Source organism: Psychrobacter sp. AOP7-B1-24 (assembly GCF_052376215.1).
In the GTDB taxonomy this organism is placed as follows: domain Bacteria; phylum Pseudomonadota; class Gammaproteobacteria; order Pseudomonadales; family Moraxellaceae; genus Psychrobacter.
Map to the genome: position 1 here is coordinate 1 of NZ_JBQSVL010000091.1, position 9259 is coordinate 9259.

The 9259-nt window shown below is 39.3% G+C and carries 9 protein-coding genes; 2 read left to right on the plus strand and 7 right to left on the minus strand.

Going from position 1 to position 9259, the window contains the following annotated elements; genetic code table 11:
• Window positions 1–474: 474 nt before the first annotated feature.
• Window positions 475–1038, plus strand: coding sequence for a DUF4442 domain-containing protein (locus ACT3QP_RS13100; RefSeq protein ID WP_444525806.1), 564 nt, complete (start codon window positions 475–477; stop codon window positions 1036–1038).
• 219 nt (window positions 1039–1257) lie between these two features.
• Here the strand turns inward: ACT3QP_RS13100 and rplS are convergent, their stop codons facing one another.
• The 4 genes from rplS to rpsP all read right to left on the minus strand — a co-directional run bounded on the left by rplS (window position 1258) and on the right by rpsP (window position 3640).
• Entirely contained in the window at window positions 1258–1650 is a 393-nt protein-coding gene (gene rplS, locus ACT3QP_RS13105; RefSeq protein WP_444525807.1) for a 50S ribosomal protein L19, read from the minus strand.
• 158 nt (window positions 1651–1808) lie between these two features.
• Window positions 1809–2585 carry a tRNA (guanosine(37)-N1)-methyltransferase TrmD gene (gene trmD / locus ACT3QP_RS13110; protein ID WP_444525808.1) on the minus strand — a complete coding sequence of 259 codons (777 nt, stop codon included), beginning with the start codon at window positions 2583–2585 and terminating at the stop codon, window positions 1809–1811.
• A 102-nt stretch (window positions 2586–2687) separates the two neighbouring features.
• Window positions 2688–3221 carry a ribosome maturation factor RimM gene (gene rimM, locus ACT3QP_RS13115; RefSeq protein WP_444525809.1) on the minus strand — a complete coding sequence of 178 codons (534 nt, stop codon included), beginning with the start codon at window positions 3219–3221 and terminating at the stop codon, window positions 2688–2690.
• Between the two features lie 149 nt (window positions 3222–3370).
• Window positions 3371–3640, minus strand: coding sequence for a 30S ribosomal protein S16 (gene rpsP / locus ACT3QP_RS13120; protein ID WP_444525810.1), 270 nt, complete (start codon window positions 3638–3640; stop codon window positions 3371–3373).
• A 446-nt stretch (window positions 3641–4086) separates the two neighbouring features.
• On the opposite strand from rpsP, the gene ACT3QP_RS13125 reads away from it, so the two are divergent.
• A complete protein-coding gene (locus tag ACT3QP_RS13125) occupies window positions 4087–5565 on the plus strand; it encodes an ATP-binding protein (RefSeq protein WP_444525811.1) in 1479 nt (492 codons plus the stop codon).
• Between the two features lie 95 nt (window positions 5566–5660).
• Here ACT3QP_RS13125 and ACT3QP_RS13130 read toward each other — a convergent pair whose 3' ends face one another.
• The 3 genes from ACT3QP_RS13130 to ACT3QP_RS13140 form a co-directional block, all read right to left on the minus strand.
• Window positions 5661–5840 (minus strand): hypothetical protein, encoded by a 180-nt coding sequence (locus tag ACT3QP_RS13130; RefSeq protein WP_444525812.1) that lies wholly within the window; start codon window positions 5838–5840, stop codon window positions 5661–5663.
• A 157-nt stretch (window positions 5841–5997) separates the two neighbouring features.
• Window positions 5998–7686: an ATP-binding protein gene (locus ACT3QP_RS13135; RefSeq protein WP_444525813.1), complete on the minus strand. Its 1689-nt coding sequence runs from the start codon at window positions 7684–7686 to the stop codon at window positions 5998–6000.
• Between the two features lie 320 nt (window positions 7687–8006).
• Window positions 8007–8723: a response regulator gene (locus tag ACT3QP_RS13140; protein ID WP_444525814.1), complete on the minus strand. Its 717-nt coding sequence runs from the start codon at window positions 8721–8723 to the stop codon at window positions 8007–8009.
• Window positions 8724–9259 lie beyond the last annotated feature (536 nt).

The window sequence follows — 9259 nt, forward strand, 5'->3', positions numbered from 1 at the left end:
GACATGGGAGCTTGAAATGCGAGCATATAAGTATGTAAAGATGCTATATACATCCCTATATTTCATAACTTAAAGTTTTCATTATGATTTTTGGAAAACTTAATCAACTGTTAAATCGACAAAAAATATCAAATATTAGCTATTAATAATTAATATCTAAGCCTCTTGTTGATAGATATCTATATACGTTTGTTAACTTTTAGCAGCATAAATTTTATTGGTTTCTATATTATCTCAGCATTAGTTACGCTTTAAGCCTAGCAGTTTTGATGTTTTTTACTTATGATAAATACCCTTTAATTATTAGAACGTATTGAATATTTACAAATAGCGCGTGTCCTCCATTCAATCGATAGTTTTCCACATAGGCTAAAATAGCTGATTTTTAATATGCCTTATTCTTTTATATCGTTTTTCAAAAAATTAACGCTATTGGTATAACTAAAAAATCAAAAAAAGTAATAGGATGAATTCATGAGTTTACTACCCACCAATTTTGAGACTTTAAAACGTCGAGCTAAACAAAGCATCCTGCCATTGTTAACCCCACATTTACTTAAGCTGCGTATCAACACTTATGCCCCTTATGTCGGTGCAGGTATCAAAATCGATCACATAAGTCTTGACCAAGGTCTATGTGTTGTCAGTATGGGACTAAACTCGTTAAATAAAAATATCGTCGGTACTCAATTTGGTGGTAGCTTATATTCCATGGTTGATCCTTTTTATATGATCATGTTGATGCACCAACTAGGTAGTAGCTATGTCGTATGGGATAAAAGCTCACATATTGATTTTGTGGCACCGGGCCATACCAAAGTAACGGCACGCATGAAAGTTGCCAGCTCAGAAATCATTACCATTCAAGAATTAGCAAAAGATGGTGATGCTGTTTTTCGTGAATATAAAGTCGATATAGTCGATGAACAGCAAAAAGTTATCGCAACTGTCACAAAGACCATATATATCAGGCTGCGTAAGTACAGTAAATCCAAAAACCAAACCAGTCGTATAGACAATCTTGATGGTGATAGTTAAGACGGTGCTAAGCTTCTAACTCTCAAATCTTATTTAAAACCCTATATACAAAAACCCCAACCTAGCTTTCGCATAGATTGGGGTTCTGTCTTTTTTGGTATGGCCCGCTTATTTATATGATAAACCTATTAATAAGGGCTTGTATCTACTTTTGCTTAGTTGTCTTGTCATTTAATTAATGACGTAACGACTAAGTAAATTTAAGCACAGTGCTTAAACTTATGCACCAGCGACAGTTTTCTTTGGAGCAGCTGCACGTGGAGCAAGTTTTTCGCGGATACGTGCTGATTTACCAGAACGCTCACGTAAGTAGTATAGTTTCGCACGGCGAACAGCACCACGGCGTTTCACTTCAATGCTATCAATGATTGGTGAATGCAACTGGAATGCACGCTCAACACCAACGCCACTTGAGATTTTACGTACGGTAAACGCTGAGTTTAGACCGCGGTTACGCTTAGCAATTACAATGCCTTCAAAAGCCTGTAAACGCTCACGATCACCTTCACGTACTTTTACTTGAACCACAACGGTATCGCCGGGTGCAAAGCTTGGGCGCTCAATCAATTGAGCATTTTCGATGACCTGAACTAATGGATGCTTGTTGCTCATGAGAGTTATCTCCTCACATTAGATAATAGAGGCTTAACGCATATCACCTGTTTGTAATAATTAATCGCATCTCTTTATGGTGAGACACAACATAAATGGGTTATAACCAACGGCCACTATGTGATGACCTGTTTTATTATTGCTCAAAATTTTGTTTATTAACTGTTTATCGAATTTCTATCTGCTTTAGCCAATGCTTTTAACCACTTTGCTTGCTCTACCGTCGGTGTGAACGATTGCCATAAGTCTGGACGACGCAGTTGCGTGCGACTGACTTGTTGACCAAAGCGCCACTTAGCAATATTGGCATGGTGACCTGACAGTAAAACATCAGGCACTGCCATACCAGCAAACTCATGTGGCTTAGTATAGTGTGGGCAGTCAAGCAAGCCATCCACAAAGGAGTCTTGCTCAGCAGACCTATCATCGCCCATAATATTAGGCAGACGACGTATCACACCATCCATAAGTACCATCGCTGGCAACTCACCACCGGTCAATACATAATCACCTAGTGATACCTCCATATCAACATATTGCGATAGCAGGCGCTCATCTATGCCTTCATATCGACCGCACAATAAAATCATGCCATCGTATTCCGTCATATCAACAACGCTACTCTCACTGAGCGTCTGCCCTTGTGGCGACATATAAATCACCGGACAGTGCTCACTGTCGACACGGCAACCATATTGACTGGCCCGCAAACGCGCATCCTCGATAGCTTTGGACAATGGCTCAGCCATCATCACCATCCCAGGACCACCACCATACGGGCGTTCATCAATACGGCGATAGTTATCAGTGGTATAATCACGTGGATTAATGCATTCAATCGTCACTTGGTTCTGAGTAACTGCCCGCCCCGTGATACCGAACTCACGAATCGTAGCAAACATCTCAGGAAAAATACTAATGACGGCAAAATACATCTGATATCTACTTGCACTGTGGCTATTAATGGTTAAATGAATCGGTATGCTTATCAATGATAGTGAACAACAAAGCCGAAACTTATGTCGTTAAAGCCTATATCAATAATCACTTGGCCATGCCACAAGCACTGTTTTTTCAGTCATATCGACCTGTATTACAGTTTGTTTGTGCCATGGAATCAGGCGCTCTTCATCATCTAGAGTGTCTGAGTTTGCCGTTACACGCATGATGTCATGGGCACCGGTCTCAAACATTTCAGTGATGCTGCCTAAATACTCATTTTGCTCGTTCATCACGCGCAAGCTGACCAAATCCGACCAATAATATTCGTCTTCAGCTGTCTCAGGTAAAACGTCTTGTTCGACCCAAACGGTAACACCGTTCATGGTCTCAGCAACATTGCGATCAGGAACTTGCTCAAATTGAGCCACAATTCCTGTGCCCTGCTTACGCCAAGCTTTAACAGTCAAAGGTTTCATGCCAGTAGCAGTTTTCATCCACCACGGCTGCATGTCAAATATTGCCGTACGATCATCTGTATCACTAAACACCCAAAGCCAACCTTTAATGCCGTAAGGCTTTTTAAGCTGGCCAATTTTCATAAGGGCACTAGCGTTTGGAACAGATGACATAACGGCTAACCTAACAATGATTAAAACAGCAATTGTAAATACATTTCAATCAAAAGCGATAAAACGCAATCAAAAGCGATAAACAGTTAATGGCGTACCCTGGCCAAGCCAGTTACGCTATGTTTTATAAAGTCTATAACAGCAAAAACTTAAGCAGTTGCTTCAGTTTGAGCGGCAGACTTATTGTAAGCTTTTACTAATGAAGCAACGCGATCTGAAGGTTGTGCACCTTTTTCGATCCACGCATTGTACGCTTCCATATTTAGGCGTACTGCTTCTTCAGACTCTTTAGCGAGTGGGTTAAAAAAGCCGATATTTTCAATGTAGCGACCGTCACGCGCGCGGCGTTGATCAGCAACAACTACTTGATAAAATGGGCGTTTCTTGGCACCGCCCCGTGCTAAACGAATAACAACCATGTGAATTCTCTCTTTCGCAGGTATACCAAAAAGGGCATAATTATATCACAGTCTTTATTTATTGAAAACATAAACTGTGCTTATTTAATTATTTATTAACAATAGCTTAAACGCTAGTGGATGTGAACATAATTGCGAATTGCCACCACTTTTCAAACTACCATATCGTACTATCCTTGATATCAGATTGTTAACATAATCATCCGTAGATATCGAAATGGTTTATAAATGACACACCGCTCTAAAGCTCTCAGTATCACTGGATGATTGTGTTAATCTATAGAGCATCGACTATGTGCTATTTACCCAATCACTTAATAACACTATATGTTGTCAGAATAAAAGCGATGATACTCGTAATGCTAACGTTTGGCTTCTCACAAAGGTAAAGTAGAATAACGCTTAAACACACCCTAATAAAATCTCTTTCAATATGCTGGATTTATATGACCACCTCAAACCCAAAACCACGTCGTAAAGGTTGGCTAGCACGCTCCTACTCCAATACTTGGCTAACAACTTTGATGGTCTCCTTCATTGTCCTTATCAGTGTTGGCTTATCGATTTTATTCTTTTGGCGTAGCCTTTATTTACCGGAGCTAAAAAATCATGCCCGCTACTTAACAAGTGAGCTGCAACTAATAAATAGTGTCAATAAAGACTGGCAAAATAACCCCAAGGTCCGCCAATGGATTTATCAGCACTCTCATGTCGTGGTGGTAAATAATCCTAATGACTTTCCAGAAGTGTCTGATAAGGCTTTTGTTGGTGTCTTTACCGATGTGTTGCAACGTGAAATTGGTGCGCAGTTAGGTCGTCCTGTTGAGGTGTACTTTAAATTCAAACCAACACCGCAGCTATGGATACAAGATAGCCGTGATGACAGTTTTTGGATTCGTGAACCGGTGGTTTATTACTCACAGTACAGTCCTGGATTATTGGTGCTATTCCTCATCGGGCTACCTATTTTATCGCTACTAACCATTATTCTACTAGCGCGACAGCTAAACCGTCCATTACGCTATTTGCAACGTGCAGCAACCAACTATATTCGTCTTGGTCATGCAACCACTTTACCCACGCAAAAAGGTCCCACAGAGATACGTCAGGTCAATATGGCATTTAACCGCCTATTTACCACTTTAAACCAAGCGCAAAAAGAACGTACCATTATGCTTGCTGGTATCTCACACGACCTACGGACACCATTGACTCGCATGCGTTTGACGGCAGAAATGCTACCAGATGACTTTTTTCGGGAAGGACTGATTTACGATATTGAAGATATGGATGCGATTTTAGAGCAGTTCATCTCTTTTATGAAAGACGGCTCGGACGAACCAGTGAGTTTGACCAATTTAGATACCATATTTAATGAGATTATGGTGCAGTTTGCGCCAATAAAATTTATTTATCAGTCAGAGTGCAACAAGGTTGTGCCCGTACGACCATTGTCTATCAAGCGCCTGATTATTAACTTGGTCAATAACGCGAATCGTTATGGCAAACCACCTATATATCTATCAGCGACTGTTGTACCAACTTTTACAGAAACAGTTGAAACTGAAGATAATGAGGTAGTTACTGAAAGTGTGGTTAATAAAGAAGCTCAAGAAGAGTTAATGATATGTGTACGTGATTGCGGTGATGGCGTTGCAGAAGACCAGTTAGAACGTATTATGCAACCATTTGAACGTGGAGAGACCGCACGTACCACACAAGGTAGTGGACTGGGACTGGCTATCGTTAGCCGAATTGCAGGATTACATCATGGTAAGGTCGAAGCAATCAACCACCCCGATGGTGGTCTACAAGTCTGTGTACATATTCCTTTACTTTCTAAAGTTGCTGGAGATCAGACCATCGCTTCTGATGTAGAAAACACCCTTGTGTCCAATGATGATGTGCTAGATAAGAAATACTAAGTATTGACAATACATGCTTAAAAAACCTGATGGTGGTTTTAAATACTTCTAAAAAAGCACTTTGATTACTAAAGACTAGCGATGCTTCGTATACCCTAGTCTCTAGTTCCAATAGTGGGAGGGATATAGTTGGCGCTATTAGTAAACTCTAACGGCTGTGTAATGCTTTCTTTTGCTGCTTTTAACGTTTGAGTCGTTGATGGCTGCTGCAAAAATAAATAATAACCCAACGTTATTGCATTTAACACGACCAAACTACCAAATAAATACGGCATTCTTTATCTTCCTTTACTTCTGGGCTATTTTCAAAAAACTATTTTTGAAACACTTATCGTTAATCAACTACTGATAATTATTTCATCTAAAAACATCAAACCAATCTATAGCTTGTTAATTCATATATCAGCTATTTATTATCCAAAAACCCCGTTATTACTTATCATCGAAATCACGTTCACTCTTTTCTTGCGTCAACTCATCAGCAGCCAAAATTTGTGTTAGTGGCTTAATAGGCCATGTCATAATAAATCGGGCACCACCAAGCTCTTGGCTCTCATCGACTTTCATATTACCATTAAACCAAAAAGCAATGCGCGATACAATAGACAAACCTAGCCCATAGCCACCCGATGCTCGCGTACGACTGTCATCTAAACGTGAAAATGGAATAAATACTTTTTCTCGATCTGCTTCAGGAATACCGTGTCCATCATCTTCGACACTGACGAAGGCATTGCCTTTTTTGACACCAGCACTAATGACAATCGTCGTTTCTGCATAACGTAGTGCATTACCTGCAAGGTTTTGAATCACACGATGTAGATAACGTCGATCTGCAACCGCAGTTACCTTAGCATTTGGCAACTTCGTCACTATTTTTATAGGCTTGCCTAAAGCATTGGTCTCACGCTCAATCTGTTCAAGCAAGTCTCTAAGATTAACTGGCTCTAAATCCAATTTTGGCGAGCCTTCCTCTAGCTTAGCATAGGTCAAAATCTCATCAATCAAACCATTAAGCGACTCAATATCTTCATCGATATAATCACGTTGCATAAAACGTGAGTCCTCATCATCAGTATCAGCAAGCATATCAACAGCAAAGCGAATACGAGCCACGGGAGTACGTAACTCATGTGACACTGCCCTTGTCAACTCTCGCTGCGACTCAATCAGTCGTTTAATATGTGAGGTCATCGCATTAAAAGTCGCAGATAAGCGAGCAATTTCATCTTGCCCTATTACTTGAACCTGAATATCCAAATTCCCTTTACTCACTTCATTGACACCCACTTGAATCAACTGTAATTTACGTTCGAGCGGGAAAATCAGCGCATATACACCCAAGCTGATTAAAAACATGCTAATCAGAATCATACTGATGATGAGATTAAGCGGAAACCAGTTAAATAAAGGTACTGGACCGATCAAAATTGCCATATCATTGATTTCAGAGGGTACAACTATTTTGATAGCCGAATTACTTTTACTGCTATTGGTATCTTGTAATGAGATGACCACCTCATCACGACGCAAGCGTCCCATCTGATCTGTATCTAAATTAAGTGTGTTTACTGCTTTGAATTCTAACGGAAAAGAGAACTTTTCTTCTAACTGAGCCAAACGTGCACGTTTATCAGACAACGTCATATGGTAGGACAGATCATCTAAGAGAAACACCGCTATAGCTCTTACTTGCTGCTCAGTCACTTGCGTTACTCTTGCTGTTAAGACGCTTTGCTTATCAGGCAAACGATAATAAACATCCGCGTATACAGGTTGAGCAACATAGCGAACAACGGTATCTCCATTTTCAAAACGTCGTAGTTCACTGGCATTAAAATCCACCTCATCAATAGGTACAATACTAAACTCTGCACCAAATAAACTGCTAGCATCAGACAACCAATATTTACGCTGCTCTTCATTTTTTTGATGAGCAATGCCTTCACTCACCAAATGAAAGGCCCCTGTTGCCATGCTTTCACGGTAAGATTGTACACGCTCTTTATTGATGGTATCCATCAATAGCTGAGCAAACAATGCCACACATAGACAGACTATGAGTAGTCCAGCATAAATACGAACAAAGATACTGTGTTTTAAAGAAGAGACTAATGACATACGTGCCGTAACCAACTTAATAAATAAAAACTGCTGATATCATTTAGCATATAGCGCTGTATTATATGCTGAATAATTATGAGAACGGTTGAATAAAGATAACTACGGACTACTATATTCTGGTTAATACATAATATTCATCTAAAGCCATACCTATATAACCTTTACTTAATCAGCACCCACTCTAATTACCTAATTAAACCACATAACACTGCATTTAAGTTTAAAAATTAAAATTTAGCCACAAAAAAACCAGCATTCTGGCTGGTTTTTTATTTGATGCTTGTAAATAATAATTACTTGTTTTAGATAGACAAAAATTAGTTGCCTTCTTTAACGAACAAATAACCTTTACTACGGACAGTTTTGATACGTTTGGGGTTCTCTGGATCATCACCAATTTTGGGACGAATACGTGAGATACGTACATCAATTGAGCGATCTTGACCATCATACTCAATACCACGTAAACGCTCAAAAATGTCTTCACGAGATAATATGCGACCAGCATTAGAAGCTAGCAACCATAATAGGTCATATTCAGCACTGGTAAAATCAACCAACTCCTCACCTAAATTCACTGAACGTCCACCATTATCGATGACCAATTCGCCGAACTCTAAACGCTGCGGCACATCTTCTGATGGCGCATTTTCTGAGCGACGTAACAACGCACGGATGCGGGCAAGCAGTACACGTGGCTGCGCTGGTTTGGCAACATAGTCATCAGCACCCATTTCAAGACCTAGTACTTGATCCATATCTTCAGTACGAGCAGTCAACATCAAAATAGGGTTCTGGTAATGTGGACGAACTTCACGGCATACCGTCAACCCATCGCTACCAGGAAGCATGACATCAAGTACGACCAAATCTGGTTGTTCATTGACGATACGGCGAATAGCACGGTTACCATCAGTTTCAATTGCCACTTCTAAACCATTTTTAACCAAATAGTCTTGGGTAAGCATGGCCAGGCGCTCATCATCTTCCACAATCAAAATTCGGGGAGTATTGTCTTCTTCAGTCGTTGTCATTGTTATATCCTCTAATACATCTAATTTAAAAGCAATAAAAGTAAGAGCGGTAAAATTAATAGTACCATCAAGCGGTACAATTGATGTTCGTATAGCTGTTACAAACTTGGTAGCACAGTATACTATTAAACATACAGCTTCCTATACTATAGCTTATAGTCGTTAACAAAACCTATAAACTACATACATTAAAACTTTAGTTTACGTCCAAAATTTATGATTTTTGGATAAATAATAATCAGTTAGGTAGGTTCTTACCAACCTAGTACGACTCAAATTGATATAAACAACTTCATTTAATGGATCAAATAACTTATATTTTATGAGCTTTACTTCATATATTTCATTCCATCATCTCTAATATAACCATATATTTCTCTCTCTACCATAGCATTTTTATAATTTACTTAGGTGCTATATAGATTCAAATTTATATAAATCCACTATAGTCAAAAAACTATAAAATAGGTACAAAGCAACTAATTGTAGGTTGTCATATTTAATACCCTTAAAGAAGATAAGGCTGTAACAGTTTA